Below are 25,087 nucleotides of genomic sequence, written 5' to 3' on the forward strand. Positions count from 1 at the left end.
CGTATGCTGAGACCCGTGACCGGCCCGCGTACCCAAGCAGAGCGCACGCGCGTCACCATCGAGCAGATCGTGTCGGTGGCGCGCCGCGCATTCGCCGAGGACGGCTTCGACGCCACCTCCGTCGATGGCATCGTCGAAGGTGCCGGCATGACCAAGGGCGCGCTCTACCATCACTTCCCGGGCAAACGCGCGTTGTTCGCCGCGGTTTATGAAGCCGAGCAGGTTGCGATCGGCCAGGCTGTGCTGCGCGCTGCCCGACGCGGCAACAGCAGCTGGCAGAATGTCCTGAGTGGCTGCCGAGCGTTCTTCGACGCGGTGCTGGATCCAGGGGTGCAGCGCATCACGCTGATCGATGCTCCCGCAGTCCTCGGTTGGGAGACGATGCGCAAGCTCGAAGACGAGCATGTCACTTCCCTGCTCCGGCAGGGTCTTTCCCAAGCGATCGCCGACGGCCACCTCGGGCGCCAGCGGGTGGAGCCTTTGGCGCACCTCGTTCATGGCGCGATGTGTGAAGCCGCGATGACGGTTGCCCGCTCAGCGGACCCGATGCGCGAGAGTAGAGATTCGCTCGCGGCTCTGGAAAACCTGCTCAACGGCATCGTTGTTCGCCGCAAGCGCTAAGCGCGCGTGATGAGGTCGACCGCGCCCGCTTACCCCGACTACAGGCGGGAAGCATGCCTAGGTCCGCCCGGCGATGAGCGCCCCACTTCGGAAATGCTTCGATGATTGGCAATTCTGCGCCTCCAGCGCAACCGGCCCTACCACCGAGGCCGAATTGATCAGAAAGAAAACTGGCCAGAGCTTGGTTGCTCTGACCAGCACATTCTCTGTGGAGCTGCCGGGAATCGAACCCGGGTCCTACGGCATTCCCTCAAGACTTCTCCGTGCGCAGTTCGCTATGCCTCTACTCGGATCTCCCGGTCACGCGAACAAGCCGAGACGACGATCCCAGTCGCTGTTGGTGTCCCGATAAGTCCCGCGACCGGACTCATCGGTGGATCCCTCTAGCTGACGCCAGGCTCCGGGTCGAGGGCGTTCCCGGTCTGACGGACTAGCTGTCGCTTAGGCAGCGAGAGCGTAGTCGCGCTGATGTGAATCGGCGCTTATCTGTTTGCAACGACGCTTACGGTGGTCGGTTGCCTGCACCGGCACGCTTCCCTTGATTCGATGCGCGAAGTCGAAACCTTTCAGCCCCTCGCATCCCGCCGACTTTCGGCAGGAATATCAATGGTACCCGCCTATCAACCAGCGGCAATGGGATTATCTTCCCCGCTCGGCCACGAGCGTCGACTCGTTGCGCGAAAAACCCCCATATCAACGCATCAATCCGACGTTCGTCGCGAAAGGCGACGAAGAGCGGTCAGATCACGAAGTTGAGGTGCTCGACGATCTGGCCGGCCACGTCTTTGTCGCCACCGAGTTCGACGTCCTGGGCGCGCGCGGGGCACATCGGCCGGCCGCCGGCGAGCCTGGTGAACTGCAGCCCGTCCAGCCGGATCGTCGCCGTCGGCTCTTGTCCCGCGAAGCTGTCGACGACGGCGGCCCGACCGTCGACCCTGACCCGGATGGTGCGGGCCAGCGGGCCGGTGAGCTCGAATTGGACGCGCGAACCCTCGGGGGCCTTGGCCAGCCTGCCCACCACATAGCCCATCGTGGCGGCGATCTCGTCGACGGCAAGCGAGGCCGCCGGGCCGGCGAGCTCGTCGTCGGAGGGCGGCCGCTCCAATGCGACGCGGATGTCTTGCTCGTGCATCCAGCAATCGAACACCCGGATCCGCATGAACCGGCCGTAGGTGTCCGGGCCCGTGGGGGTCGCCGTCACCGCGTTCCACTCCTCGTCGGACAGGGACGTCAGGGCCGCGCGCCGGTCGTCGGTGATCGCCCGGAAGCTTTCCAGCACATCGGCATCCGCGTGGGTGCCCAGATGGCGAACCCAACACTCGTTCATCGCTCCGATGTCGTTGCGCACGTGCTCCAGCACGGAGACATCGATGTCGGGCTGGGGCGCGGCGATGCCGGCGAGGAAGGACTCGGTGCCGATCATGTGCGACACCAAGGCCTTGACGTCCCAGCCCGGCAGCGGACTCGCCGCCCGCCATTGCGCCTCGGACAGGCCCGCCAACAGCGCGTCGAGGTCGTCCCAAACGGCGAACAGACCGGTGAGCACGGTGGACTTGTCGAGTTTGGTGACGGGGCGATCGGCCATGGTCAGGATCGTAGGCCGGTCAGGCCGACGCGATCATCGCCACGGACCCCATCGCGAGCACCATGCCGATCCCCTGCCAGCGGGTCACCCGCTCCCGCAGCACGACCATCGCCAGGACGACCGTCGCCGCCGGATACAGCGAGATCAGGATGCTGGCCAACGACAGCAGCCAGGTGTGCAGGGCCGCCAGCATGGTGATGTTGGCGAAGATGTCTAGGACGGCGACGGCGACCGCCAACCGCAACGGCTTGCCGCGCGGCATCTTCAGGTTCTGGCTGGTTGCGGCCATCGCGAAGATCACCAGGCTGGCCGCCACCCGGGCGAACACCAGCGGCCAGAGCTTGCAGACGTGGGGTGCCTGGTGCAGAAACACCAGGTTCAGTCCCATCGCCGAGCCCGCAACGACCGTGAGCCAGGCCACTTTTGGGGTGAACCGATATGGGGTCCCCTCGACGGGGGCCTCGCGGCTGACCAGCATCACCGCCCCCAGGGCCAGCACGACACCCACCAGGGCCGCCTGCCCCGGCCGCTCCCCCAGAGCCATACCCACTGCGACGGGTACCGCGGCGTTCAGCACGGCCGCCAGCGGTGAGACGACGGAGATCGGTCCCGAACCCAGCGCCGCGAAGAACGCCCACATGCCGAACGCCATGCCGATTCCGTAGAGGGTCCCCCACAGAACGGCCCCGACATGAATAGGGCCACCGACGAAGATGGCCATCACACCGAGTAGGACTGTCTCGATCGGATAGGCGACCAGCATGACGCGCAGCGCGGCCACCCGCCGAGCTGCGACACCGCCCACAAAATCGCTGACACCGTACGTAACGGCTGACAGCTGGGCGTACGCGGCGCCGATCAGGTCATGCCCTTCGCTCGGCGCCCTAGTTCACGGACCACTTCGCGCTGTGCGTCGCGCTGGGCCATGTCCTGGCGTTTGTCGTAAGCCCTTTTGCCGCGCGCAAGGGCCAGTTCGACCTTGACCTTGCCCTCGGAGAAATACAGAGACAGCGGCATCAAGGCGAGGTTACCATCTCGAATCTTGCCGACCAGCCTGTCGATTTGTTGCCGATGTAACAACAACTTTCGGTTGCGCCGGGGGTCATGATTGGTCCAGCTACCGTGCTGGTACTCCGCAATGTACAAGTTGCGCAACCACACTTCGCCGTCGTCGATCGTTGCGAAGGCGTCAGCTAACGAAGCTTGGCCCTCGCGCAGGCTTTTGACCTCGGTGCCTTGCAGCGCGACCCCGGCCTCGAACGATTCGATGATCGAATAGTTATGCCGCGCTTTGCGATTGGTGGCCACAACTTGTTTGCTGCCGCCTTTGCCGCCCGCCGCCTTGGCCCGGCCGGATCCCTTGGCCACAGCTACCGCCGGATATAGAGGCGCAAGGTCGCGTACGCCGTCAGGGCCGCCATCGACACGCCGAGCAGAAACAGCCACGGCGAGATATAGAGGATGTCGGCGTAGTCGACCTTGGCGATCAGGTGAGCTTGGTAGAACTGGCTCAGCGCGTTGTCCAGGAACAAGGCCCGCACCAACATCAGGCCGATGACCGCGATGGCGACACCGATGGACGCGGCCAGCATCGCCTCCACCAGGAAGGGCAGCTGGGTGTACCACCGGCTGGCGCCCACCAGCCGCATGATCCCGATCTCCGTGCGTCGCGTGTAGGCCGCGACCTGCACCATGTTGGCGATCAACAGGATCGCCCCGACCGCCTGCACCAGCGCGACGGCGAACGCGGCATCCCGCAACCCGTCGAGCACCGCGAACAGCCGGTCGATCAGGTCCTTCTCGTTGAGGATGCTGCGCACCCCCGGCTGCCCCTGCACCGCGGCGTCGAATTCCGCGTGCTGTTCGGGGTTGTTGAGTTTGACGATGAACGACGCGGGGAACGAGTCCTTGCCCGCGACGTCCTTGAACTCCGGGAACTTCTTGATGGCGTCGTTGTAGGCGTCCTGCCGGTTGACGAACCGCACCGACTTGACGTCCTGTCGCGCATCGACCTTGTCGCGCAGCGCCTTACACGGAGCGGACGCGCACGTCGCGTCGTTGGCGGAGATGTCGTCGGTGAGGAAGACTTGCGTCTCGACGCGGTCGAGATAGATCTCCCGGGAGTTGTCGGCCAGCCGTACCACCAGCAGGCCGCCGCCGAACAGCCCGATCGAGATGGCAGTCGTCAGGATCATCGCGGCCGTCATCGTGACGTTGCGGCGAAGGCCGGTCAGGACCTCGTTGAGCAGGAAGCCGAAGCGCACTTAGCGGTCCATCCCGTAGACGCCACGCTGCTCGTCGCGCACCAGCCTGCCCAACGACAGCTCGACGACGCGCTGGCGCATCGAGTCGACGATGTGATGGTCGTGTGTCGCCATCAACACCGTCGTCCCGGTGCGGTTGATCCGCTCCAACAAATCCATGATGTCCTTACTGGTATCTGGGTCGAGGTTGCCCGTCGGCTCGTCCGCCAGCAGCACCAGCGGCCGGTTGACGTAGGCCCGCGCGATCGCCACGCGTTGCTGCTCGCCGCCGGACAGCTCGTGGGGCAGCCGGTTTGCCTTCCCCGACAGGCCGACGGTTTCCAGCACGTCGGGCACCACGCGGTTGATCGCGTCACTGCGCTTGCCGATCACTTCCAGCGCGAAGGCGACGTTCTCGTACACGGTCTTCTGCTGCAGCAGGCGAAAGTCCTGAAAGACCGTTCCGATCACCTGACGCAGCTTCGGTACGTGACGACCGCGCAGCTTGTTGACGTGGAACTTCGACACTCGGATGTCGCCGGAGGTCGGGCTCTCCTCGCCGAGCAGCAGCCGCATGAACGTCGACTTGCCCGAACCCGACGGGCCGATCAGGAAGACGAATTCACCCTTGTCGATCTTGACGTTGACGTCCTCCAATGCGGGACGGGCCGCGCTTTTGTACTTCTTGCTGACGTGGTCCAGGGTGATCATCACGGCACGCCAGTGTAGCGGTGATTTTCGCTGGCAGGCGAAGTCAACGGGCCGGGGGCGACGTCGTGGGGGTCGGACCGGGGCCCGGCTGCGGTTGCTCGGGCGTCGGCGTGGGCGGGCTCGTGCTCGGCGGGCAGAACGGCGCCGGGAGGATGCACGGCAGCTGCGGCATCTGGAACGGCGGCGTAGTGGTGGTGGTCGTGGTCACCGGGGGTGGCGGCGGTGGAGGCGGCGGCGTGGTCGTCGGGGTCGGCGTATAGGTGACGGTCGCCGGCGGCTGCTGCACGCGGCTGCGCGGCACCCACGTGTAGTTGGGATCGGGCACGAACCCCGGCGGCACCACTTGCTGGGCCGGGGGCTTTGGCGCCGGCGCCGGGCGGTAGGTGTCGTAGGTCCACCACACCAGGAAAAAGGCGATGATCAGCACCAGGGTCGACGTGCGCATCCGCCCGCCGAAGACGTAATTCGGCCAGCGATGTTCGGCATCCGTGTCGTCGCCGCGCTTCTCGAGGATGTTCAGGGTGAATTTCACCGCTTTTGCCCCGCACCTTGGACGTCATTATCGGTTTGCCGTTCGGCGGCCGGGACGGACGCGTCGTCGACCAGCTCCACCCGCGCGTCCGCCGCCGTCACGATCCCGACGCGGGCCAGCGCGCGGATGACCAGGACACGCAGCTGCCGGCCGACCTCGAACTGCTTACCGGGCAGGGTGCGGGCCACCATTCGCAAGGTGACGGTGTCCACTTCGATGCTCTCCACCCCCATCACGGTGGGCGCATCCAGCAGCAATGCCCCCAGCACGGGGTTGTCCATCGCGCGGTCGCATTCCTGGTGCAGGACCTCGTTGACCCGGTTCAGGTCGGCGCTGGTCGACACCGGAATGTCCACCACCGCGCGCGCCCAATCCTTGGACAGGTTGACCACCTTGACGATCTGCCCGTTCGGGATGGTCAGCACCTCGCCGTCCGGCGAGCGCAGCCGGGTCACCCGCAACGTCACGTTCTCGACGGTGCCGCTGGCTTCCGTGGCCGCAACGACGGTGAGGGTGACCAGATCCCCGAAGCCGTACTGCCGCTCCACCAGGATGAAAAAGCCGGACAGCAGGTCTCTCACCAACTGCTGGGCGCCGAAACCCAGGGCGGCGCCGACCACGGTGGCCGGGGCGACCAGACCCCCCACCGAGAACTGCAGCACGTCGGCGATCTGCAGCATGACCCAGATGCCGATGATGACGACCGATACCCAGGAGATCACCGAGGCCACGGCCTGGCGGTGCTTGGAGGCTTCCGAGCGCACCAGCGCGTCGCTTTCGGCGAAGCCGAGGTTGAGCTGCCGGGTCACCTGCTGTGCCACCCAGTTGACGAACCTCGCCGCCAGCACCGCCGCGATCAGCACCATGGCGATCCGCAGACCCCTGGTGATGATCCACTCACCGATCTCGCCCCGCCAGAAGTCGTGCCAACGGTGCGTCATCGAGGCCGCAAGAATGCTTGTGTTATTCGTCATCTTTTCGGTTGCGCCAACGGATTCCCGCTTCCAGGAATCCGTCGATGTCTCCATCCAGGACGGCCGCCGGATTGCCGACCTCGTATTCGGTCCGCAGGTCCTTGACCATCTGATAGGGGTGCAGCACGTAGGAGCGCATCTGGTTGCCCCACGAACTGCCGCCTTCGCCTTTTAACGCGTCCAGCTCCGCGCGTTCTTCGGATCGCTTGCGCTCCAACAACTTTGCCTGAAGCACTCGCATCGCCGAGATCTTGTTCTGCAATTGCGATTTTTCGTTCTGGCAAGTGACGACGATACCCGTTGGGACGTGGGTTAAACGTACCGCGGAGTCGGTGGTGTTCACGGATTGGCCGCCCGGGCCGCTCGAACGGTAAACGTCAACGCGCACATCGCCTTCCGGAATGTCGATGTGATCGGTGGTCTCCACCACAGGCAGCACCTCGACTTCGGCGAACGAGGTCTGACGCCGGCTCTGGTTGTCGAACGGGCTGATTCGCACCAGCCGATGGGTGCCCTGCTCCACCGACAACGTGCCGTAGGCGAACGGGGCGTGCACGGCGAACGTCGCGCTCTTGATGCCGGCCTCTTCGGCGTAGGAGGTGTCGAACAGCTCGACGGGATACTTGTGCTGCTCGGCCCACCGGATATACATCCGCATCAGCATCTCGGCCCAGTCGGCGGCGTCCACCCCACCGGCGCCGGAACGGATCGTGACCAGCGCCTCGCGCTCGTCGTACTCGCCCGAGAGCAGGGTGCGCACCTCGGTGGCCTCGATCTCGGCCTGCAGCGCCTTCAACTCGGCGTCCGCCTCGGCCAGCGCCTCTGCCGCGCCCTCGCCCTCCTCGGCCGCCAGCTCGTACAGCACCGGCAGGTCGTCCAGACGCCCCCGCAGCTCCTCGATCCGGCGCAGCTCGCCCTGGGCGTGGGACAACTCGCTGGTCACCCGCTGGGCGCGGGTCTGGTCGTCCCACAACTGAGGATCGGAAGCCTCGCGTTCGAGCTTCTCGATGCGGGCGCGCAGACCGTCCACATCGAGCACCCGCTCCACCGTGGTCAGGGTGGAGTCGAGGGCGGCGATGTCGGCTTGACGGTCGGGTTCCACAGCCGACAACGTTACCGGGGGCCGCCAGCCTGCCCGGCCACCGGCGAGTGCTGAGGTCACGACCAGCGGTCATGCGTTTAGAGTCGAGGCACGATCATGTGCGCCCCGCGTTGCGCGCCGGCCTATTTTGGAAGCCCCCGGCGCTGACGTGGCCCGAATAGAAGGTCGAGAATGCGCCCGTACCACGTTGCAATCGTCGGCTCCGGACCGTCGGGGTTCTTCGCCGCGTCCTCCTTGCTGAAGGCGGCCGACGCGTCGCAGGACATCGATGTCGCCGTTGACATGCTGGAGATGCTCCCCACCCCGTGGGGGCTGGTGCGCTCCGGCGTCGCGCCCGATCATCCGAAGATCAAGTCGATCAGCAAGCAATTCGAGAAGACGGCCCAAGATCCGCGGTTCCGTTTCTTCGGCAACGTCTCGGTCGGCGAGCACGTGCAAGCCAGTGAGCTCGCCGAGCGTTACGACGCCGTCATCTATGCCGTCGGTGCCCAGTCCGACCGCGCGCTGAACATCCCCGGCGAGGAGTTGCCGGGCAGCATCGCCGCCGTCGATTTCGTGGGCTGGTACAACGCGCATCCCAACTTCGAGGAGGCCACGCCCGACCTGTCGGGCGCGCGCGCCGTGGTCGTCGGCAACGGCAACGTCGCCCTCGACGTCGCGCGCATCCTGGTCACCGATCCCGACGTGCTGGGCCAGACCGACATCGCCGACCACGCGCTGGAGTCGTTGCGGCCGTGCGGGGTCGACGAAGTGGTGGTCATCGGCCGGCGCGGGCCCCTGCAGACCGCGTTCACCACGCTCGAACTTCGCGAGCTGGGCGATCTGGAGAACGTCGACGTGATCGTCGACCCGGCGCAGCTCGAGGGCGTGAGCGACGAGGACGCCGCCGCGGCCGGCAAGACGGCCAAGCAGAACATCAACGTGCTGCGTGATTACGCGAAGCGCTCCCCGCGCCCGGGGCATCGCCGGATCGTGTTGCGCTTCATGACCTCGCCGATCGAGATCAAGGGCGAGGGCCGGGTGGAGCGGATTGTGCTCGGCCGCAACGAGCTCGTCACCGACGCCAACGGGCGGGTCTCCGCCAACGACACCGGCGAGCGCGAGGAGCTGCCGGTGCAGCTGGTGGTGCGCTCGGTCGGTTACCGCGGCGTGCCCACGCCGGGGCTACCGTTCGACGAGAAGACCGCGACGATCCCCAATAGTGGGGGCCGGGTCGACGGGAGCCGCAACGAATACGTGGTCGGGTGGATCAAGCGCGGGCCGACCGGCGTCATCGGCACCAACAAGAAGGACTCCCAGGACACCGTGGACACGCTGCTCGCCGACCTGGCCAGCGCCGCCCGCCCCGATGGTGGCGGCCTGGCGGATTTCCCGGACGACCACGCCGATCAGCTGGCCGAATGGCTGGCCTCGCGCCAGCCCAAACTGGTCACCTCGGCGCATTGGGAGCTCATCGACGCCCACGAGCGGGCGGCCGGCGAGCCGCACGGGCGCCCCCGGGTCAAGCTGCCGAGCTTGGCCAAGTTGCTTCGGGTCAGCCACGGCTAGATCGCCGGCCCTACTCAACGCCGGCGATTCTCCGTAGCGTTGGGGTCGTGCGTAGCGACGAACCGGTGAGCGTACTCACCGAGGACGAGAACTGGAATCGGTTGGGCAGTGTCACGCTGGGCCGGCTGGTCACCAACTTCGCCGGTGAGCCCGAGATCTTTCCGGTCAACTTCGTGGCGCAGGACCGCACCGTGCTGTTCCGCACCGCCGAGGGCACCAAACTGTTCTCGGCCGTGGCGAACCACGCGGTGGTCTTCGAGGTGGACGACCACAACCTCGTCGAAGGCTGGAGCGTCATCGTCCGCGGTCGCGCCCGGCTGCTGAAAACCGACGCGGACATTGCACACGCAGACCGCGCGCAGTTACTGCCGTGGACCGCCATGCGCAAGCCGCACTATGTGCGGATCACCCCGACCGAGGTCACCGGTCGTCATTTCCGGTTCGGCCCGGAGCCCGATTCATAGGTTGCCACAGCGGATCGCGAGCACGGAGTGCCTGCTCCGCGTGCGCGTCGGGATACAACCGCATCCACCGTGCGAGTCGGCGATCCAATTGCGCGGGCGCCGTGAAGTTTCCGAGCGCAGCATCGCGCGAGATCGACACCGCTCGCAGTGTGGCTCCGCGCAGCCTCGCTTCCTCGAAAGCGTGCCGCAGCACCGTGCCGTTGTCCACCTCGGCGACGACGGTGCCGACCTGCGCGAGCCTTCGGCTGGTCGACCGATGGATCACGGCGACCGGGAATAGGGCCGCGCGGACCAACGAGAACGCAACCGATCAGCTTGAAAACCGTTTTGCCCCAGAGGATGTCCGCTTCCACCTTGCGCGGTTCGCCGGCCGCGTCGACGGCCGATGGGCGTCGGCAAGCGCGGCGCGCGCGACGGCGAGTCGGGTAATCCGTCGATTCCCACGACAATCGCCGGAGCCGAATACATTTTGCTCATCGCGACTTCCTTCGTTGAGCGGTGCGTTCTCAGGCTATTGGCCGTAAAGCGCTCTCCCCCAAGGAGATCGGTCTCGAATTTGGCGCCATTGGAACCGACTGGCCGCGAAACGCTGCGAATTCACTGTTGCCATCGCGATGCCGGCAACCGAATACTGGGTGCGGACGAAAACCGGGTTTGTTTGACATGCGAGACAGCGGCACCACAGCCACCACCTAGACGGGAGACCTCGCGCATGACCGCTCAACCGACCTCCGCCCAACAGTCATCGTCACAGCCGCTGGTCGGCAAAGGCTGGGTCCAGGGTGTCGCCCTCGTCATGATCTTCGGCTTCCTGGTGATGGGCATTCTGGCCTACCGCACCTATTCGGCGTCGATGCCGATGCCGGACAAGGTCGTCAGCGAATCCGGTCAGCTGCTGTTCACCGGCGAGGACATCACCCGCGGACAGGAGCTCTACCAGGCGCGCGGCCTGATGGAATACGGCTCGGTGCTCGGTCATGGCGCCTACCTGGGACCCGACTACACCGCCGAATACCTGCGCGCGGCAACGCAGGACGTCGCCGATCAGCTGAGGGCGCAGGGTGTCAGCGAGCCGCGCGATCGGGTGGTCACCGAATTCCGCACCAACCGCTACAACCCGGCGACCAAGACGTTGGTGTTCACCGATCGGCAGGCCGCGGCGTTCGACCACATCCAGAACCGGTACGCGGCCTACTTCGGGGAGAATTCGACGAAATACGGTCTGCTGCCCCACATGATCACCGACCGGGCGCAAATCCGTGAACTGACCGGGTTCTTCGCCTGGACGGCATGGGCGGCGGCGGCCGAACGCCCCGGGCACCGGTACACCTACACCAACAACTGGCCCGCCGAGCCGCGAGTCGACAACGGCCCCACCGCTCCGGTGATCGTCTGGTCGGCGCTGTCGCTGATCGCCCTGCTGGGCGGCATCGGCATCATGTTCGCGGTCTACGGCCGCTGGAGCCAGAAGGTCGGCTGGCACAGCGCCGAGTCGTCCACCCTGTCCTTCCGCCAACCCGGCGAGGTGAGCCTGACGCCCGCGCAACGAGCCTGCATCTGGTTCTTCGCCATCGTCTCGGTGCTGTTCCTGGCGCAGACGCTGCTGGGCGCGGCCGCTGAGCACTACCGGGCCGACCTGTCGAACTTCTTCGGCTTGGACCTGGCCCGCGTGCTGCCGTACAACCTCGCCCGCACCTGGCACCTGCAGCTCTCGCTGTTCTGGACGGCGGCGGCGTTTTTGGCCGGTGGCATCTTCTTGGTGCCGTTCATCGCGCGTCGCGAACCCAGGCGTCAGGCGTTGCTCGCCTACGTGTTGCTCGGGGCGGTCGCCGTGGTGGTGTTCGGCTCGCTGATCTGTGAAGCGCTGTCCATCTATGGCGTGATCCCCGCGGGCGGGCTGTTCTCCCAGCAGTGGGAGTACCTCGACCTGCCGCGGCTGTGGCAGGTCCTGCTGATCGTCGGCATGTTCTTGTGGATCGCCATCATCTGGCGCGGCATCCGCGGCAGGCTCAAGACCGAGTCGAAGATGAACATGCCCTGGCTGTTCTTCTTCTCCGGGCTGGCCATCCCGGCCTTCTACGCCGTCGGCCTGTTGGCCGGCAGCGACGCCCACTACACCGTCGCGGACTTCTGGAGGTTCTGGGTCGTGCACCTGTGGGTGGAGGACTTCCTGGAGTTGTTCACCACCGTGATGGTGGCCTACATGTTCGTTCTGCTCGGTGTGGTGCGCGAGCGGATCGCACTCGGCGTGATCTTCCTCGACGTCATCCTGTACTCGGCCGGCGGCGTCATCGGCACCATGCATCACCTGTACTTCTCCGGCACGCCGGTGGAGCACATGGCGCTGGGGGCGTTCTTCTCCGCCGCCGAAGTCATACCGCTGACCTTCCTGACCGTCGAGGCGTGGGCGTTCCTGCAACTCGGCGCGCGCCAGCAATCCGGCGACGCCAATCCCTTCCCGCATCGCTGGGCGGTGATGTTCCTGGTCGCGGTCGGATTCTGGAACTTCTTGGGGGCGGGCATCTTCGGGTTCCTGATCAACCTGCCCATCGTGTCCTACTACCAGATCGGCACCGCCCTGACGGCCAACCACGGGCACGCGGCGATGATGGGTGTTTACGGCATGCTCGCCGTCGGCCTGGCCATGTTCGCCTTCCGGTACGTGATCCCGGCCGACAAGTGGCCGGAGAAGCTGGCGCGGATCTCGTTCTGGTGCATGAACATCGGGCTGGCGTGGATGGTGTTCGCCACCCTGCTGCCGCTGGGCGTGCTGCAGCTCTACCATTCGGTCAACGACGGCTATTTCGAGGCGCGGTCGCTGGGCTACATCACCAAGCCGGGCAACGCGGTACTCGAATGGCTGCGGCTACCCGGAGACGTCATCCTGATCGTCGGCGGCGTGCTGCCGTTCGTCTGGATCGCCTGGATCGCGCTGCGCAATTTCCGGTCGGGCACGACGGCGCAGGAGCTGCCCGAAAGTCCGCTGTACACCCAGGCCGCGGTCGAGCCGGAGGCCGGCGCCGCGGTGCCGGCGAAGGATTGACGGTGACCGCGCCGGCGACCTCGGTGTGGTTGATCGCGGGGTACTCCCTGGCCCTGCTGGCCGTCGGGTGGAGTTTCGACGTCATGGCCCGACGGGCGTCGGCGCACGCGGCGCGCTGGCGCACAGGCCAATTCACCTACCGGCCCGACCATGACGCCTGGATATGTCCGCAGGACCACTGGCTGTGGCCGACGTCGTTCGATCCCAAGCACCGGGTCATGCGGTACCGCGCGCTGCCGGTGGTCTGCAACAGCTGCCCCGTCAAATCCGACTGCACCACATCGGAGCACGGTCGCGAGATCAGCCGCGAGATCGACCCGTGGCCGCATTCGGACGCCGGCCGGTTTCACCGCGGAATCGCCTGCTGCGTGGCGGCATTGGGCATCGTGTTGCCGCTGGCCACCTTGATCGCCAACCACTCGGCCGCGGACGCGCTGGTCCTGATGGCGACCGTGCTGCTGGTCGCACTGCTCGGAGCGCCGCTCGTCCGCCACCTGTGGAACACTCCGTCGAACGCGCCTGAACACCTGCCGCACCGCACCGCGATCGAGGATCAGGTGGCGGCGGCGATCGACCGCTACTCCACGCGCTGGGGCGGCTGGAAGCCCAAGGAGGACAACACGACATGACCACGCTGGTGATCGGCCTCATCGCCGCCGGAATCGTTGTGCTTGTGGTGCTCGCGACGTGGTCGCTGGTGGTGCTGCGCGAGTACGAACGCGGGGTGGTGTTCCGGATGGGGCATGTACGTCCGCTGTACGCCCCGGGGCTGCGGCTCCTCATTCCGCTTCTGGACAAGATGATTCGCGTCGACCAGCGCCTGGTCACGCTGACCATTCCGCCGCAGGAGGTGATCACCCGCGACAACGTGCCGGCCCGCGTCAACGCCGTCGTGATGTTCCAGGTGACCGATGCGCTGAAAGCGATTCTGGCGGTGGAGAATTACGCGGTCGCGACCTCGCAGATCGCCCAGACCACCCTGCGTTCGCTGCTGGGCCGGGCGGACCTGGACACGCTGCTCGCGCACCGCGAGGACCTCAACAGCGACCTGCGCACGATCATCGAGAAGCAGACCGAACCCTGGGGCGTCCAGGTCCGTGTCGTGGAGATCAAAGACGTCGAGATCCCCGAGTCGATGCAGCGAGCGATGGCGCGTGAGGCCGAGGCCGAACGCGAGCGCCGCGCCAAGGTCATCAACGCCCGCGGCGAGTTGCAGGCCTCGGAGGAGCTGCGCGAGGCCGCCGAGACCCTGTCGAAGAGCCCGGCCTCACTGCAGTTGCGTTACCTGCAGACGCTGCTGGAGCTGGGAGCCGATCAGAACTCGACCGTCGTCTTCCCGTTGCCGGTCGACATCATCACGCCGTTCCTCCGAAATCCCGAGATGCTACGGGGTGTGGTCGACAGCTTCAACCATCGCGGTTGACGGCGGGCCGACGCCGGGGTTAGCCCAAATATCAAGCGCGTCAATTACTTTCAATATTCGACACGCGTAGATCTAGAGGCCGCTTCGGTGAACAGAAGATGAACGATGGGCAAACGTAGTCTTAATTCTGCCTGGTCGGCGCCGTGAAATACACAAAACCCCGCACACGTCGGCCGCACCTGCGACCTTTGAAGGGCCCAAAAACCGAAGGTCTCCCGCGATGCCCTGTGCGCACGGTCCGCCAACTCGATAAGTACCGCGCTGCCCGCTAGGCAGGCGCGGAGCGATCGCGCCCGGCCGTCCCGTCCCCCGACGCGGGGGTGAGCTTTGCCGGCTTGTCATGCCGGCCTGGGATCGGCCCCACCAACTTTGATCAACGCCGTTGCGGCAAGCGCCGGCGCCAGTGGCGTCTGTCCGCAGACCGCACTTCGAGGGGATGTATCCACAATGGATTGGGCTTTTGTTCCACCAGAAATCAACTCCGCCCGGATGTATACGGGCCCCGGCATGGGCTCGCTGTTGGCCGCGGCGGGAAGCTGGGACGCGCTGTCGGCCGAGCTGAGTTCGGCCGCCGAGGGCTACGAATCGGCGCTCTCGGGCCTGGACCTGCAATGGCGCGGTCCCGCAGCGCAGGCGATGGCGTTCGCCGCCATCCGCTACGCCGAGTGGCTGCAGGTGACCGCCGAGCAGACCAGGCAGACGGCCATGCAGGCCCGGACGGCCGCGGCGGCCTATGAGCAGGCGTATGCGATGACGGTGCCCCCGCCCGTGATCACCGCCAACCGCACCCTGCTGGCGGCGCTGGTGGCGTCGAACATCGTCGGCCAGAACACCGCGGCCATCGCGGACACCGAGGCGCAGTACGCCGACTATTGGGCCCAGGACGCCGCCGCCATGTCCGCCTACTCCGTGTCCTCGGCGGCCGCGACCCAGTTGCCGCGGTTTGCGCCCGCGACCAACTCCACCAACGAGTCCGGGGTGAGCGCCCAGAAGGCCGCCGTGACCGCGGCCAACAGCAACGCCGCCGCCAACAAGGCCGTCACGCAGAGTTATTCACCGTTATCCACGCAGCAAACGGGCGACACCTACAACTACTACGGCGACATCTATGACTTGTCGGATACGACAGCGGCGGCCGGCGGCAAACCCTTCTTTGCGGCCCTCGACGCCATTCAGGGCACCGGCGTCGGCTTCAGCGCTCCCTACAACATGGAGCAGTTCGTATCCGGCATCATCGGGGCCGAGAACAATTTGGGTATTCTCGCTAAGCCCTTGGCCGCCGCCCCTGCTCTCGCGGCGCCCGCACTCAGCAGCACCACAACGAGTCTCGGCGGGGGTCTCGGCGCAGGCCTGGGCAACGTCACCGCAACCCTCTCGCACGCCGGATCGATCGGGCCGATGTCCGTGCCCGCAAGCTGGGCCGCGCCCACGAGCACCCATATCTCGCCGTTGGAGCCGGCCGGTTTCACCACGCTGCCGGGAACCGAGGAGCCGGTAGCGTCCGGTTACCCCGGCTACCCCGGCATGCCGGGCGGCGGCGCCTCGCGATCCGTCGGAGCGGGTGTCCCGCCCCGCTACGGCGTGCGGCTCACGGTGATGCCACGCCCTCCGGCCGCCGGGTGACGCACCGCCAACAGGGCCGCTGTACGCAGCTGATAGCGCTGTAAGACAATGGATTTCGGGTTTCTACCTCCAGAGGTGAACTCTGGCCGCATGTACGCGGGCCCCGGCTCGGGGTCGTTGTTGGCCGCCGCGGGAAGCTGGGACTCACTGGCGGCCGAGTTGAGCATCACGGCCGCCGTGTACGAATCGGTGCTGTCCGGCCTGACGGGCCTGTCCTGGTACGGGCCCGCCTCCCAGGCGATGGCGGCCAGCGCCGCCCCTTACGTGGGATGGCTGCACGCGACGGCCGAGCGCGCACAGCAGACGGGCATCCAAGCTCGGGCGGCGGCGGCAGCCTACGAGCTGGGGCGCGCCATGACCGTGCCCCCGCCCGCGGTCGCGGCCAACCGCACCCAATTGGCGACGCTGGTGGCAACGAACTTCTTCGGGCAGAACACCGCCGCGATCGCGGCGAACGAGGCCCAGTACGCCGAATACTGGGCCCAGGACGCCTCCGCGATGTACAGCTATTCCGCCAGTTCTGCTGCAACGGTGCAGTTTTCGCCGTTCTCTGCCCCGCGCGAAGCGACCACTCAGGATGGGGTGACAGCGCAGCAGGACGCCGTTACGCAAGCTACCGCCAATGCCGCGAACTCGAATGCGGGCCCGGGTTCGCAGCTGTTCGCGTTTTCCAGAAGGGACGGATTCGCGCGAATCCTGGACACCATCCAGGGCGCCCAGGTCGCGTTCCGATCAATCTTCACGGCGGAGGGGTTCAACGCGGGAATCATCCAGGCGGACAAGAACTTGGGCATTTTGCCGAACCTCGCGGCGGTCCCGGCCGCGCTCCCGAAGGCGCCCGCGCTGAGCGGCGCCGCGTCCGGTCTGGGGAACGTCAATGCGGTGCTGGCCCGCGCCGGCCGAATCGGCCCGATGTCGGTGCCCGCGGGTTGGGCCGCCGCGGCGGGTGACCCCGTCCCGGCGTTGCCCGGCGGCGGGTTGTCCGGGCTGCCGGCGACCGAGGCGCTCGCCCGCACCGGGCCCGCCGCCGCCGGCGTCCCCGGCATACCCGGAGGGACGGTTCGGCGGGCACCGCTTGTGGTGCCCCGCTACGGCGTTCGCATCACGGTCATGACGCGCCCGCCCGCGGCCGGCTGACGCGCCCTAGGACTGCGGCTCCTGCGGTGCGGGCGGAGTCGGCGGGGCGATTCTCCAGTTGTCCGGATTCTTGGGCGAATACAGCACCGGGAACAGTTGACCGATGGTCGGCCACTGATCCACGTCGACGGCCATGCGCTGATACACCGCATGTTCGTTGACCGAGGGGCCGTTGATCACTCCGGCGATGGTGACGAATTGCTCGCCGGTGGCATCGGGACGCGGGCTGACCCCGGTCACCAGCAGCGTGCCACTCAGCAGCTCACCGCGGGGACCGCGCGGGACGAACCGCTGGACCAGGAATACCGCCAGCACCGCGATCAGGAGGATCAGCAGTCCGAATTCCCACACCCCGCCATCGTAGGGCCGTGATAAGACTGCGTCATGAGTCGCACCGAGGATCTGGCGCTGGCACTGACGCTTGCCGACCGCGCAGACTCGTTGACGTCCTCCCGATTCGGTTCGCTGGACCTGCGCGTTGACACCAAACCGGATCTGACGCCGGTGACCGATGCCGACCGCGCGGTCGAAACCGAGCTGCGGGAGGCGCTCGCGCGCGAACGCCCGAAGGACAGCATCGTCGGCGAAGAATTCGGCGGAGACACGACCTTCACCGGGCGGCAGTGGATCATCGACCCGATCGACGGGACCAAGAACTTCGTCCGCGGGGTGCCGGTCTGGGCCAGCTTGATCGCGTTGCTGCACGACGGCGTCCCCGTCGTCGGCGTGGTGAGCGCCCCGGCGTTGCAGCGCCGGTGGTGGGCCGCGGACGGCCACGGCGCGTTCGTCGCCTTCAACGGCACACCACCCCGCCGGATATCGGTTTCCTCAGTGGCGCAACTGAATTCGGCCAGTCTGTCGTTCTCCAGTCTTTCCGGGTGGGCGCAGCTGGGCGTGCGGGACCGCTTCATCGCGCTGACCGATGCCGTGTGGCGGGTGCGCGCGTTCGGCGACTTCCTGTCCTATTGCCTGGTGGCCGAGGGGGCGGTCGACATCGCCGCCGAGCCGGAAGTGTCGGTATGGGATCTGGCCGCGCTGGACATCCTGGTGCGCGAAGCGGGCGGGACGCTGACGGCGCTCGACGGCACCGCGGGACCGCATCATGGCAGCGCCGTGGCCACCAACGGCCTGCTGCAGGGGCAGGTGCTCGGCAGCCTCACTGTGAATTAGTTAACAAGTGTTCTCTGTGATCTTACTCCGGAGTAAGATCGGCTGTATCCGCTTGCCCATCAACCTGAGGCCGCTGACCCATGACCGATACCGGTTCACCAAAAACAACCGCCCGCTCGCGCGTCAAACGGCGCGACCATAAGTCCGCGGTCGGGCTGCAACCGCACAAACGCACCGGCGTCGACATCGCCATCGCGCTCATCACCCCGCTCGTCGGCCAGGAGTTCCTGGACAAATACCAGCTGCGCGACCCGCTCAACCGCGCCCTGCGCTACGGCACCAAGACGATTTTCTCTACGGCCGCCACGACTTCTCGGCAGTTCAAGCGGGTCCAGAATCTGCGCACCGGGCCGACCCGGCTCAAGTCCAGCGGCAAGGACTATTTCGACCTGACGCCCGACGACGAGCAGAAGATGATCGTCGAGACCCTCGACGAATTCGCCGAGGAAGTGCTGCGCCCCGCGGCGCACGACGCCGACGAGGCGGCCACCTACCCGCAAGACCTGATCGCCAAGGCCGCCGAGCTGGGCATCACGGCGATCAACATTCCCGAGGATTTCGACGGCATCGCCGCGCACCGCTCCAGCGTGACCAACGTGCTGGTCGCCGAGGCACTCGCCTACGGCGACATGGGCTTGGCGTTGCCGCTGCTCGCCCCGGGCGGCGTCGCCTCCGCGCTGACCCATTGGGGCAGCGCCGATCAGCAGGCGACCTACCTACCGGAATTCGCCGGCGAGAACGTGCCGCAGGCCTGCGTGGCCATCGCCGAGCCGCAACCGCTCTTCGACCCCACCCGGCTCAAGACGACCGCGGTGCGCACCCCGAGTGGCTACCGCCTCGACGGCGTGAAGTCATTGGTGCCGGCCGCGGCCGACGCCGAGCTTTTCATCGTCGGCGCCCAACTCGACGGCAAGCCGGCCTTGTTCATCGTCGAGTCGTCGGCGAAAGGCCTGACGGTAAAGGCCGATCCGAGCATGGGGCTGCGCGCGGCGGCCCTGGGCCACGTCGAGCTCTCCGGGGTGTCGGTGCCGCTGGGCGCGCGCCTCGGCGAGGACGACGCCTCGGATCAGGATTACTCCGAGGCCATCGCGCTGTCCCGGCTGGGCTGGGCGGCGCTGACGGTCGGCACGTCGCACGCGGTGCTCGACTACGTCGTCCCCTACGTGAAGGAACGCGAGGCCTTCGGTGAGCCGATCGCCCACCGCCAGGCGGTGGCCTTCATGTGCGCCAACATCGCCATCGAATTGGACGGGCTGCGGCTGATCACCTGGCGCGGCGCGGCGCGTGCCGAGCAGGGCCTGCCCTTCATCCGCGAAGCGGCGCTGGCCAAGCGGCTCGGCGCCGACAAGGGCATGCAGATCGGACTGGACGGCGTTCAGCTGCTCGGCGGCCACGGCTACACCAAGGAGCACCCAGTCGAGCGGTGGTACCGCGACCTGCGGGCCATCGGCGTCGCCGAGGGTGTCGTCGTCATCTAAGTCGTTAACTCATTCGAGCTGAAAGTTCAATCATGGCAATCAATCTGGAACTGCCCCGCAAGATGCAAGCGGTCACGACCAAGACGCATCAGGGCGCCGCTGAGTTGATGCGGCCGATCGCCCGCAAGTACGACCTCAAGGAGCACGCGTACCCGGTCGAGCTCGACACCCTGTTCAGCCTCTTCGAAGGCGCTTCGGAGTCATTCGAATTCGCCGGAGCGAACGCGCTCGGCGGCGAGGACGAAGAGCGCGACAAAAACCACAACGGCGCCAACATGGCCGCGCTGCTCCAGACGCTGGAAGCCAGCTGGGGCGACCTCGCGATGATGCTGTCGGTCCCCTACCAGGGGCTGGGCAACGCCGCCATCTCCGCCGTCGCGAACGACGAGCAGCTACAACGCCTCGGCAAGGTGTGGGCGGCGATGGCGATCACCGAACCCGGCTTCGGGTCGGACTCGGCGGCGGTCGCGACGACCGCCACCCTGGACGGCGACGAGTACGTGATCAACGGCGAGAAGATCTTCGTCACCGCCGGGTCGCGCGCCACGCACATCGTGGTGTGGGCCACCCTGGACAAGTCGCAGGGCCGCGCGGCGATCAAGTCGTTCGTCGTGCCGCGCGAGCACCCCGGGGTCACGGTCGAGCGGCTCGAGCACAAGCTGGGCATCAAGGGTTCCGATACCGCCGCCATCCGGTTCGACAATGTCCGCATCCCGAAGGAAAACCTGCTCGGCAACCCCGAAATCGAGGTCGGCAAGGGCTTTTCCGGTGTCATGGAGACCTTCGACAACACCCGGCCCATCGTCGCCGCCATGGCCGTCGGCGTGGGGCGCGCGGCGCTCGAGGAGATCCGCAAGATCCTGACCGAGGCCGGCGTGGAGATCTCTTACGACCGACCGGCGCACGTTCAGAGCGCGGCGGCCGCCGAGTTCTTGCGAATGGAAGCCGACTGGGAGGCCAGCTACCTGCTCTCGTTGCGGGCGGCCTGGCAGGCCGACAACAAGATCCCCAACTCCAAAGAGGCGTCGATGAGCAAGGCCAAGGCCGGCCGGATGGTCACCGACGTCACCCTCAAGTCCGTCGAATTGGCCGGCACCGCAGGGTATTCCGAACAGACCCTGCTGGAGAAGTGGGCGCGCGACTCGAAGATCCTGGACATCTTCGAGGGCACCCAACAGATCCAGCAGCTGGTCGTCGCGCGCCGACTGCTGGGCCTGTCCTCGGCCGAGCTCAGGTAGCGACCGCGTTCAGCCGCTCGCGGTCGTCGTCGTCCAGTTCGATCGAGGCGACGTCGACGTTCTCCTCCAGGTGCCGCAGCGACGAGGTGCCGGGGATCAGCAGCACGTTGGGCGCCACGCCGAGCGTCCACGCCAGCGCGACCTGGGCCGGGGTGCGGCCGAGGCGCTGCGCGATCCCCTGGACCAGCTGATGGCCGAGCACGGGGTTGGGACGCATGAACGCCGCGCCCAGCGGGAAGAAGGGGACGAACGCAATCCCCCGCGTCGTGCACTCGCCGAGCACCGCGGCCGACTCGCGGTGAATGAGATTGAATGCGTTTTGCACACAGGCGATTTCGGTGCGCTCGCACGCATGGGCCAGCTGCTCGCGGCTGACGTTGCTCAGTCCGATTGCGCCGATCAGCCCGGCGTCGCGCGCGGAGATCATGGCCGAGAGCTGGTCGTCGAACAGCTGATCGGGAGCCGAGCTGTCGAACACCCGCAGGTTGACCACGGCGAGCCGCTCGACGCCGAGAGTGCGCAGGTTCGTCTCGATGTCGCGGCGCAGCTCGGCCGGCTCGCCGGCCGGCAGCCAGGCCCCGTCGCCGTCGCGGCGCCCGCCGACCTTGCTGACCAGCGCCAGGTTTGGCGGATAGGGATGCAGCGCCTCGCGGATCAACTCGTTGGCAACGTCGGGCCCATAGATCTGGGCGGTGTCGATGTGGTCGACGCCGAGTTCGACCGCGCGCCGCAGTACGGCCAACGCCTCGTCGCGGTCGCGCGGCGGGCCGAACGCGTTCGGACCGGGCAGTTGCATGGCGCCGAAGCCCACGCGGTTGACCGAAAACCCACCGAGTGGAAAGGGATCCATACGGTGAGGTTAGCGTCGAAGCATGGACACGTTTCACGCGCTCGTCGCGCGCCAAGATGGTGACCGGATAACCGCGTCGGTCGAGACGCTTCGTCCCGACGACCTACCGCCCGGGGACGTGACGATCCGGGTCCTGTATTCGAGCGTCAACTACAAAGACGCGCTGGCGCTGACGCCCGGCGGCGGCGTGGTGCGCAACTATCCGGTGGTGCCCGGCATCGACCTGACCGGCGAGGTCGTGGAGTCCACCTCACCGGACTTCGCCGTCGGCGACGCGGTGCTGGCCCACGGCTATGCGATCGGCACCGGCCACCACGGCGGCTACGCCGAATACGCGCGGTTGCCGGCCGACCAGGTGGTGGCGCTCGGCGCGTTGAGCCCCCACGAGGGCGCGGCGATCGGAACCGCGGGCTTCACCGCGGCGATGAGCGTGCAGGCGCTGATCGACTGGGGCATCGCACCCGACGCCGGCGACATCGTCGTCACCGGCGCGACCGGCGGAGTCGGCTCGGTCAGCGTGGACCTGCTGGCGGCCGCCGGGTACCGGGTCGTCGCCTCGACCGGCAAGGCCGACGCCGCCGAGCGGCTGAAAACCCTTGGTGCCGCGGAGGTTATCGGTCGCCTGCCCGCCGATCCCGACGCCAAACCGCGACCGCTCGGCAAGGCCCGCTGGGCGGGCGGGGTGGATTGCGTGGGCGGGGCGACGCTCGCCGACGTGCTCAGCACCATCGACTACGGCGGCGCGGTGGCGGCCAGCGGTCTCACCGGCGGTCCCGCCCTGCACACCACGGTCATGCCGTTCATCCTGCGCGGTGTGGCGCTGCTGGGCATGGACTCGGTGCTGATGCCGATCGGGCCGCGGCGCGCGCTGTGGGCCCGGCTGGGTGATTCGTTGCGGCCGCGTCACTTGGACTCGCTGGTCAGCGACGTCGACGTGAAGGACGTCGTCGGCGTGATCGATCAGGTGCGCGCCGGCAAGTTCTCCGGCCGGGCCGTGGTGCGGGTCGCGGGCGGTTTTTGAGGCGGCAGTAGGCTCTGCTGGCATGCGCGCGGTACGGGTGACTCGGCTCGATGGTCCAGACTCGGTCGAGTTGGCCGACATCGACGAACCGACTGGTGACGGGGTCGTCGTCGACGTGCACGCCGCCGGGGTGGCGTTCCCGGACGCCCTGCTCACCCGCGGCCTGTACCAGTACCGCCCGCAATTGCCCTTTGTGCTGGGCGCCGAAATCGCCGGCGTGGTCCGGTCGGCGCCCGAGGGCGCGCACGTGGGTCCCGGCGACCGGGTCGTCGGCCTCACGATGCTGTCCGGCGGCATGGCCGAGGTCGCAATCTTGGCCCCGGACCGGGTGTTCAAGCTGCCCGACAACGTGAGCTTCGAGGCCGGCGCCGGCCTGCTGTTCAACGACCTGACGGTGTACTTCGCGCTCACCGTGCGGGGCCGGTTGCAGCGCGGCGAGACGGTGCTGGTCCACGGCGCGGCCGGCGGCATCGGCACCTCGGCGCTGCGGTTGGCGCCGGCGCTGGGCGCCTCGCGCACCATCGCCGTCGTCAGCACGCAGGACAAGGCCGACATCGCCACGGCCGCCGGCGCGACGGACGTGGTGCTGGCTGACGGGTTCAAGGACGCGGTCAAGGAGCTGACCCACGGCCGTGGCGTCGACATCGTCGTCGACCCGGTCGGCGGCGACCGGTTCACCGATTCCCTGCGCTCGCTCGCCCCCGGCGGACGACTGCTGGTCGTCGGATTCACCGGCGGTGAGATCCCCACCGTCAAGGTAAACCGATTGCTGCTCAACAACATTGACGTCGTCGGCGTGGGCTGGGGCGCGTGGGCGGGCACGCATCCGGGCGCGCTGGCCGAGCAATGGGCCGGCCTCGAACGTCTGCTCACCTCCGGGGAGCTGGCTCCGCCCGAGCCGGCCACCTACCCGCTGGACGAGGCCGCGGCCGCCGTCGCCTCACTCGAAAACCGCACCGCCAAGGGCAAGGTCGTGCTGCGCGTCCGGGGTTGACGGACGTATTTGTTGGCCGCCTCCCAGCGAGCGGGCGCGTTGCCATCGGAGTTGTCGCTGGGAGGTGGGCACCGAGCGGGTCCGGCCTGCCGGAGACGCCTGTGGCGACTGTGACTGACGCGAGACGACGACGGCCTGGCGCTCTTGCGGCCCTTGTGTCCGACCAAAACAAAAAGTAATGTCACTTTCAGTTTTGTGACCGCCGAGCTTGGCCCATCGGAGGAGCCGTCCATGGAATCCTTTGTGCACCTGCGGAAAGGGAAGACGCCACGCCGGCTTCATGCGGATCTTGACGGGCTCAAGGACGACGAGCTGGGCCGCGGCGGGTTCACCGGTCGCACCGCCAACCTCTACCGGCGCAACGATCCCACCGCCTACCGGTCGGTCGGCCCGCTGCGCCCCCTCGACGTGCTGTCCAGCGAGCTCAAGCCCGGCGACGCCACCGACGCGGGTGGCGGGCCGCTGCTGATGTTCAGCAACGACGACTGCCGAATTCTGTTGAGCCGTCGCCATGAGCCGATGCCGTTCTTCGCTCGTCACGTCGACGGCGACCTGCTGTGCTTCGTCCACCAAGGCACCGGTCTGGCCGAGACGGAGTTCGGGCCGCTGCGCTATCGGGAGGGCGATTGGCTGTACATCCCGAAGGCGTGCACCTGGCGCCAGCTGCCCGATACCGCGACGACGATGCTGATGATCGAGGCCCGCGACGAGTTTCGGATACCGCCCCCCGGCGCGCTCGGCCGCCACTTCCCCTTCGACCCGTCGCAGGTCGTCATCCCCGAGCCGGTCCCCGCCGACGACGACGCGTCCGGCGGCGAGTACGAGGTCCGGCTGATCCACGAGGGCGGACCGACAACGCTGTTCTACCAACACAATCCGCTCGACGTCGAGGGCTGGCGCGGCGATAACTTCGCGTTCACGTTCAACATCGCAGACTACAACGTGGTCACCTCCGACAGCGTCCACCTGCCGCCGACCGTGCACCTGTTCATGCAGGCCACCGGCGTCTACGTGATGAACTTCCTGCCCAAGCCCGCCGAGGGCGTCCCGGGCACCGAGCGCACACCGTGGTATCACCGCAACGTCGACTACGACGAGATCGCCTTCTTCCACGGCGGCTCGCTCTACGGCATCCCGATGCCGCCAGGTTTGATTTCGCATGCGCCGCAAGGGGTTCACCACGGCGCACCCGAAAAGGCGCGCGAACGGGCGCGCCGCAAGTTCGACGAATACTCCCGCGTCGACTGGCAGGTGATCGCCATCGACACCCGCCGCCGGCTGACCCCGTCGGCGGAAATACTCGCCCACGACCTAGGACAACATTGATGAC

24 protein-coding genes and 1 other RNA gene are annotated in these 25,087 nt (G+C 67.2%); 14 read left to right on the forward strand and 11 right to left on the reverse strand.

Going from position 1 to position 25,087, the window contains the following annotated elements; genetic code table 11:
- Window positions 1–15: 15 nt before the first annotated feature.
- Window positions 16–621 (forward strand): TetR/AcrR family transcriptional regulator, encoded by a 606-nt coding sequence (locus OCQ_RS19340; RefSeq protein ID WP_014385562.1) that lies wholly within the window; start codon window positions 16–18, stop codon window positions 619–621.
- Between the two features lie 206 nt (window positions 622–827).
- Here OCQ_RS19340 and ssrA read toward each other — a convergent pair.
- The 9 genes from ssrA to prfB all read right to left on the reverse strand — a co-directional run bounded on the left by ssrA (window position 828) and on the right by prfB (window position 7,768).
- Window positions 828–1,195: a transfer-messenger RNA gene (gene ssrA, locus OCQ_RS26230) on the reverse strand.
- Between the two features lie 165 nt (window positions 1,196–1,360).
- Entirely contained in the window at window positions 1,361–2,206 is an 846-nt protein-coding gene (locus OCQ_RS19345; protein ID WP_014380840.1) for a maleylpyruvate isomerase family mycothiol-dependent enzyme, read from the reverse strand.
- Between the two features lie 19 nt (window positions 2,207–2,225).
- A complete protein-coding gene (locus OCQ_RS19350; protein WP_434089309.1) occupies window positions 2,226–2,969 on the reverse strand; it encodes an EamA family transporter in 744 nt (247 codons plus the stop codon).
- Window positions 2,970–3,064: 95 nt separating this feature from the next.
- On the reverse strand, window positions 3,065–3,574 hold the full coding sequence (gene smpB, locus OCQ_RS19355; RefSeq protein ID WP_009954261.1) for an SsrA-binding protein SmpB: 510 nt from the start codon (window positions 3,572–3,574) through the stop codon (window positions 3,065–3,067).
- A gap of 2 nt (window positions 3,575–3,576) precedes the next feature.
- Window positions 3,577–4,470 carry a permease-like cell division protein FtsX gene (gene ftsX / locus OCQ_RS19360; protein WP_014385564.1) on the reverse strand — a complete coding sequence of 298 codons (894 nt, stop codon included), beginning with the start codon at window positions 4,468–4,470 and terminating at the stop codon, window positions 3,577–3,579.
- Window positions 4,471–5,160, reverse strand: a complete 690-nt coding sequence (gene ftsE / locus OCQ_RS19365; protein ID WP_020415574.1) for a cell division ATP-binding protein FtsE — start codon at window positions 5,158–5,160, stop codon at window positions 4,471–4,473.
- Between the two features lie 43 nt (window positions 5,161–5,203).
- On the reverse strand, window positions 5,204–5,692 hold the full coding sequence (locus OCQ_RS19370) for a hypothetical protein (protein ID WP_014380843.1): 489 nt from the start codon (window positions 5,690–5,692) through the stop codon (window positions 5,204–5,206).
- Entirely contained in the window at window positions 5,689–6,666 is a 978-nt protein-coding gene (locus tag OCQ_RS19375) for a mechanosensitive ion channel family protein (protein WP_026071243.1), read from the reverse strand. The genes OCQ_RS19370 and OCQ_RS19375 overlap by 4 nt, the downstream gene beginning before the upstream one ends.
- The gene (gene prfB / locus OCQ_RS19380) at window positions 6,656–7,768 is read right to left on the reverse strand and encodes a peptide chain release factor 2 (protein WP_009954269.1); all 1,113 of its coding nucleotides are present in this window, start codon (window positions 7,766–7,768) and stop codon (window positions 6,656–6,658) included. The genes OCQ_RS19375 and prfB overlap by 11 nt, the downstream gene beginning before the upstream one ends.
- A 171-nt stretch (window positions 7,769–7,939) precedes the next feature.
- Here prfB and OCQ_RS19385 point away from each other — a divergent pair, with 171 nt between their 5' ends.
- From OCQ_RS19385 to OCQ_RS19415, 7 genes are all read left to right on the forward strand, one after another.
- Entirely contained in the window at window positions 7,940–9,316 is a 1,377-nt protein-coding gene (locus OCQ_RS19385) for an FAD-dependent oxidoreductase (RefSeq protein ID WP_009954271.1), read from the forward strand.
- A 47-nt stretch (window positions 9,317–9,363) separates the two neighbouring features.
- Complete coding sequence (locus OCQ_RS19390) at window positions 9,364–9,780, forward strand: pyridoxamine 5'-phosphate oxidase family protein (RefSeq protein WP_009954272.1); 417 nt, start codon at window positions 9,364–9,366, stop codon at window positions 9,778–9,780.
- Between the two features lie 712 nt (window positions 9,781–10,492).
- Entirely contained in the window at window positions 10,493–12,823 is a 2,331-nt protein-coding gene (locus tag OCQ_RS19395; RefSeq protein WP_009954273.1) for a nitric-oxide reductase large subunit, read from the forward strand.
- A gap of 2 nt (window positions 12,824–12,825) precedes the next feature.
- Window positions 12,826–13,452 carry a hypothetical protein gene (locus tag OCQ_RS19400; protein WP_014712156.1) on the forward strand — a complete coding sequence of 209 codons (627 nt, stop codon included), beginning with the start codon at window positions 12,826–12,828 and terminating at the stop codon, window positions 13,450–13,452.
- Window positions 13,449–14,246 (forward strand): slipin family protein, encoded by a 798-nt coding sequence (locus OCQ_RS19405; RefSeq protein WP_014385565.1) that lies wholly within the window; start codon window positions 13,449–13,451, stop codon window positions 14,244–14,246. Before OCQ_RS19400 ends, OCQ_RS19405 begins: the two co-directional genes overlap by 4 nt.
- A gap of 447 nt (window positions 14,247–14,693) precedes the next feature.
- On the forward strand, window positions 14,694–15,869 hold the full coding sequence (locus OCQ_RS19410) for a PPE family protein (RefSeq protein ID WP_014380845.1): 1,176 nt from the start codon (window positions 14,694–14,696) through the stop codon (window positions 15,867–15,869).
- 48 nt (window positions 15,870–15,917) lie between these two features.
- Window positions 15,918–17,006, forward strand: coding sequence for a PPE family protein (locus tag OCQ_RS19415; RefSeq protein ID WP_014385567.1), 1,089 nt, complete (start codon window positions 15,918–15,920; stop codon window positions 17,004–17,006).
- 6 nt (window positions 17,007–17,012) lie between these two features.
- Here the strand turns inward: OCQ_RS19415 and OCQ_RS19420 are convergent, their stop codons facing one another.
- Window positions 17,013–17,357, reverse strand: a complete 345-nt coding sequence (locus OCQ_RS19420) for a hypothetical protein (protein WP_009955097.1) — start codon at window positions 17,355–17,357, stop codon at window positions 17,013–17,015.
- A gap of 33 nt (window positions 17,358–17,390) precedes the next feature.
- Between OCQ_RS19420 and hisN the strand changes: the two genes are divergently transcribed.
- The 3 genes from hisN to OCQ_RS19435 all read left to right on the forward strand — a co-directional run bounded on the left by hisN (window position 17,391) and on the right by OCQ_RS19435 (window position 20,892).
- Window positions 17,391–18,176, forward strand: a complete 786-nt coding sequence (gene hisN, locus OCQ_RS19425; RefSeq protein WP_014380847.1) for a histidinol-phosphatase — start codon at window positions 17,391–17,393, stop codon at window positions 18,174–18,176.
- Between the two features lie 80 nt (window positions 18,177–18,256).
- On the forward strand, window positions 18,257–19,654 hold the full coding sequence (locus OCQ_RS19430) for an acyl-CoA dehydrogenase family protein (RefSeq protein WP_008259397.1): 1,398 nt from the start codon (window positions 18,257–18,259) through the stop codon (window positions 19,652–19,654).
- A 32-nt stretch (window positions 19,655–19,686) separates the two neighbouring features.
- On the forward strand, window positions 19,687–20,892 hold the full coding sequence (locus tag OCQ_RS19435; RefSeq protein WP_008259399.1) for an acyl-CoA dehydrogenase family protein: 1,206 nt from the start codon (window positions 19,687–19,689) through the stop codon (window positions 20,890–20,892).
- On the opposite strand, the gene OCQ_RS19440 is transcribed toward OCQ_RS19435, so the two are convergent.
- A complete protein-coding gene (locus OCQ_RS19440; protein ID WP_009955101.1) occupies window positions 20,885–21,742 on the reverse strand; it encodes an oxidoreductase in 858 nt (285 codons plus the stop codon). The two genes, OCQ_RS19435 and OCQ_RS19440, sit on opposite strands and share 8 nt — an antisense overlap.
- A gap of 22 nt (window positions 21,743–21,764) precedes the next feature.
- On the opposite strand from OCQ_RS19440, the gene OCQ_RS19445 reads away from it, so the two are divergent.
- The 3 genes from OCQ_RS19445 to OCQ_RS19455 all read left to right on the forward strand — a co-directional run bounded on the left by OCQ_RS19445 (window position 21,765) and on the right by OCQ_RS19455 (window position 25,083).
- Window positions 21,765–22,763, forward strand: coding sequence for an acrylyl-CoA reductase family protein (locus OCQ_RS19445; protein WP_009955102.1), 999 nt, complete (start codon window positions 21,765–21,767; stop codon window positions 22,761–22,763).
- 22 nt (window positions 22,764–22,785) lie between these two features.
- Window positions 22,786–23,757 carry an NADPH:quinone oxidoreductase family protein gene (locus tag OCQ_RS19450; protein ID WP_014383089.1) on the forward strand — a complete coding sequence of 324 codons (972 nt, stop codon included), beginning with the start codon at window positions 22,786–22,788 and terminating at the stop codon, window positions 23,755–23,757.
- A gap of 231 nt (window positions 23,758–23,988) precedes the next feature.
- Window positions 23,989–25,083: a homogentisate 1,2-dioxygenase gene (locus OCQ_RS19455; protein ID WP_009955104.1), complete on the forward strand. Its 1,095-nt coding sequence runs from the start codon at window positions 23,989–23,991 to the stop codon at window positions 25,081–25,083.
- Window positions 25,084–25,087: the final 4 nt, after the last annotated feature.

This window comes from Mycobacterium paraintracellulare, from assembly GCF_000276825.1.
Lineage (GTDB): Bacteria > Actinomycetota > Actinomycetes > Mycobacteriales > Mycobacteriaceae > Mycobacterium > Mycobacterium intracellulare.

Bases quoted from the DNA above. Each gene is read 5' to 3' on its own strand.
- OCQ_RS19410 (WP_014380845.1), top strand. From the start codon at position 14,694: ATGGATTGGGCTTTTGTTCCACCAGAAATCAACTCCGCCCGGATGTAT.
- OCQ_RS19345 (WP_014380840.1), bottom strand. From the start codon at position 2,206: ATGGCCGATCGCCCCGTCACCAAACTCGACAAGTCCACCGTGCTCACC.
- OCQ_RS19405 (WP_014385565.1), top strand. From the start codon at position 13,449: ATGACCACGCTGGTGATCGGCCTCATCGCCGCCGGAATCGTTGTGCTT.
- OCQ_RS19395 (WP_009954273.1), top strand. From the start codon at position 10,493: ATGACCGCTCAACCGACCTCCGCCCAACAGTCATCGTCACAGCCGCTG.
- ftsE (WP_020415574.1), bottom strand. From the start codon at position 5,160: ATGATCACCCTGGACCACGTCAGCAAGAAGTACAAAAGCGCGGCCCGT.
- OCQ_RS19375 (WP_026071243.1), bottom strand. From the start codon at position 6,666: ATGACGAATAACACAAGCATTCTTGCGGCCTCGATGACGCACCGTTGG.
- OCQ_RS19445 (WP_009955102.1), top strand. From the start codon at position 21,765: ATGGACACGTTTCACGCGCTCGTCGCGCGCCAAGATGGTGACCGGATA.
- OCQ_RS19455 (WP_009955104.1), top strand. From the start codon at position 23,989: ATGGAATCCTTTGTGCACCTGCGGAAAGGGAAGACGCCACGCCGGCTT.
- OCQ_RS19440 (WP_009955101.1), bottom strand. From the start codon at position 21,742: ATGGATCCCTTTCCACTCGGTGGGTTTTCGGTCAACCGCGTGGGCTTC.
- hisN (WP_014380847.1), top strand. From the start codon at position 17,391: ATGAGTCGCACCGAGGATCTGGCGCTGGCACTGACGCTTGCCGACCGC.
- OCQ_RS19430 (WP_008259397.1), top strand. From the start codon at position 18,257: ATGACCGATACCGGTTCACCAAAAACAACCGCCCGCTCGCGCGTCAAA.
- OCQ_RS19450 (WP_014383089.1), top strand. From the start codon at position 22,786: ATGCGCGCGGTACGGGTGACTCGGCTCGATGGTCCAGACTCGGTCGAG.
- OCQ_RS19415 (WP_014385567.1), top strand. From the start codon at position 15,918: ATGGATTTCGGGTTTCTACCTCCAGAGGTGAACTCTGGCCGCATGTAC.
- OCQ_RS19435 (WP_008259399.1), top strand. From the start codon at position 19,687: ATGGCAATCAATCTGGAACTGCCCCGCAAGATGCAAGCGGTCACGACC.
- OCQ_RS19385 (WP_009954271.1), top strand. From the start codon at position 7,940: ATGCGCCCGTACCACGTTGCAATCGTCGGCTCCGGACCGTCGGGGTTC.
- OCQ_RS19350 (WP_434089309.1), bottom strand. From the start codon at position 2,969: ATGCTGGTCGCCTATCCGATCGAGACAGTCCTACTCGGTGTGATGGCC.